Raw genomic sequence first — 2,497 nt, forward strand, 5'->3', positions numbered from 1 at the left:
TGTTGATTTGCACTGAGAAGTGACCCGGCATTGCCGGATATTGTCATCGAGAATTGACCCATGTTTTGAACCTTGCTCCGCGTGTTTTCAGCGGGAGCTATGGAGTGATCGACATGGCGTTATTGAGCGTGATCCGACGCTGGCATTTTAGAGACCATTTATCCATCCGGGAGATATGCCGCAGGACCGGCCTATCCCGGAATACTATCCGCAAATACCTGCGCCTGAACGGCGTGGAGCCGAAGTTCAAGGTGCCGGAGCGACCGAGCAAACTCGATCCATTCGCAGATCGTCTGTCGGCCTGGTTAAAGACGGAGTCCAAGAAGGGTCGCAAGCAAAAGCGCACCCTGAAGCAACTCCATGCCGACCTGGTGGGCCTCGGCTACGACGGTTCCTATTGCCGTGTTGCAGCCTTCGCCAGGGAATGGAAGGCAGACCGGCAGAGGGAATTCCAGACGACGGGGCGCGGCACATTTGTGCCTCTTGCATTCGAGCCCGGAGAAGCTTTCCAGTTCGACTGGTCGGAGGACTGGGCGATCATCGGCAATGAGCGCACGAAGCTGCAGGTCGCACATACGAAGCTAAGCTACAGCCGCGCCTTCATCGTCCGGGCCTATCTGTTGCAGACGCACGAGATGCTGTTCGACGCCCACAATCATGCATTCCGCGTGTTTGGCGGCATCCCCGGCCGCGGCATCTACGACAACATGCGCACGGCAATCGACAAGGTCGGCCGTGGTAAGGAGCGAGACGTCAACGTGCGCTTCCTGGCGATGGCCAGCCACTATGTGTTTGAGCCGGAGTTCTGCAATCCTGCGTCCGGCTGGGAGAAGGGACAGGTCGAGAAGAACGTTCAGGATGCACGTCATCGCTTCTTTCAACCGATCCCACGCTTTCCATCGCTGGAAGCCCTGAACGACTGGCTTGAGCTTCGGTGCAAGGAGTTCTGGGCGAAGACCCCACACGGCCAGATGCGTGGCACCATTGCCGATATCTGGGCTGAGGAGGCTCTGGCATTAATGCCGGTCTCTCGGCCGTTCGACGGGTTCGTCGAATATACAAAGCGTGTCACGCCGACCTGCCTCGTCCATCTGGAACGCAATCGCTACAGCGTCCCGGCATCCTTCGCCAATCGCCCGGTAAGCCTGCGGGTCTATCCGGATCGTGTCGTTGTCGCTGCGGAAGGTCAGATGGTCTGCGAGCATCACCGCGTCATCGATCGCTCCCACGACCGGCCGGGGCAGACGATCTACGACTGGCGGCACTATCTGGCTGTCGTACAGCGCAAGCCCGGCGCTCTTCGCAATGGTGCGCCGTTCGTTGAGCTACCGGACGCGTTCCGGACCTTGCAGCAATACCTGCTCAAGAAGCCCGGCGGAGACCGTGAGATGGTCGACATCCTGGCGCTCGTCCTGCAGCACGATGAACAAGCCGTCCTATCGGCCGTCGACATGGCGCTGAAGTCGGGCGTTCCAACCAAGACGCATGTTTTGAACCTGCTGCATCGTCTCGTCGATGGCAAAACCTTCACGCCGCCGACGATAGACGCGCCCCAGGCACTGACACTCACCAATGAACCAAAGGCCAACGTCGAACGCTACGACACCCTGAGAAAGACGGAGATTCGCCATGCGCCATAACCCGGCAAGCGGTGCGATCGTGATCATGCTGCGACAATTGAAGATGCATGGCATGGCCCAGGCTGTCGGGGAACTGACCGAACAGGGAGCCCCGGCGTTCGAGGCCGCGATTCCGGTCCTGTCGCAGCTCCTCAAAGCGGAGACGGCAGAAAGGGAGGTCAGATCGACAGCCTGTCAGCTCAAGACGGCACGCTTTCCCGCCTACCGTGATCTGAACGGCTTCGACTTCGCAAGCAGCGAGATCAACGAGGCGCTCGTGCGCCAGCTTCATCGCTGCGACTTCCTCGACGAGGCCAACAACATCGTTCTGGTCGGCGGACCCGGCACAGGTAAAACGCATGTCGCCACGGCGATCGGCGTTCAGGCCATCGAGCATCATCATAAGCGGGTTCGTTTCTTCTCGACCGTCGAACTGGTCAACGCTCTCGAGCAGGAGAAAGCTCAAGGACGGTCCGGTCAGATCGCCAACCGGCTCATACACTCCGATCTCGTTATCCTCGACGAACTTGGATACCTGCCATTCAGCGCGTCAGGCGGTGCACTGCTCTTCCATCTGTTGAGCAAACTATACGAGCGGACCAGCGTCATCATCACTACCAACCTGAGCTTCAGCGAATGGGCTAGCGTCTTCGGCGACGCCAAGATGACCACAGCGCTGCTCGATCGCCTGACCCATCACTGCCACATCCTCGAAACCGGAAACGACAGCTTCCGATTCAAGAACAGCTCAGCGCAGGAACCCAAATCCGCAAAGGAGAAAAGTAGGAACTTGACCACCACCACCGACCCGAAACATACCTAAGAGGCGGGTCAGTTCTCGGCGCAAATGCCGGGTCACTTCTCAGTGCAAATCAACA

2 protein-coding genes are annotated in these 2,497 nt (G+C 58.8%); both read left to right on the forward strand.

The genetic code is table 11. From position 1 onward, the window contains the following. The first annotated feature begins 113 nt into the window (after positions 1-113). Positions 114-1,640, forward strand: coding sequence for an IS21 family transposase (istA, locus tag ACQZ5K_RS26925; protein WP_448742073.1), 1,527 nt, complete (start codon positions 114-116; stop codon positions 1,638-1,640). After that, on the forward strand, positions 1,630-2,442 hold the full coding sequence (istB, locus tag ACQZ5K_RS26930) for an IS21-like element helper ATPase IstB (RefSeq protein WP_448742072.1): 813 nt from the start codon (positions 1,630-1,632) through the stop codon (positions 2,440-2,442). Before istA ends, istB begins: the two co-directional genes overlap by 11 nt. Positions 2,443-2,497: the final 55 nt, after the last annotated feature.

This window comes from Agrobacterium sp. 22-226-1, from assembly GCF_053522345.1.

Excerpts from the sequence above, each read along its gene's own strand:
- istA (WP_448742073.1), top strand. The coding sequence starts at position 114 with ATGGCGTTATTGAGCGTGATCCGACGCTGGCATTTTAGAGACCATTTA.
- istB (WP_448742072.1), top strand. The coding sequence starts at position 1,630 with ATGCGCCATAACCCGGCAAGCGGTGCGATCGTGATCATGCTGCGACAA.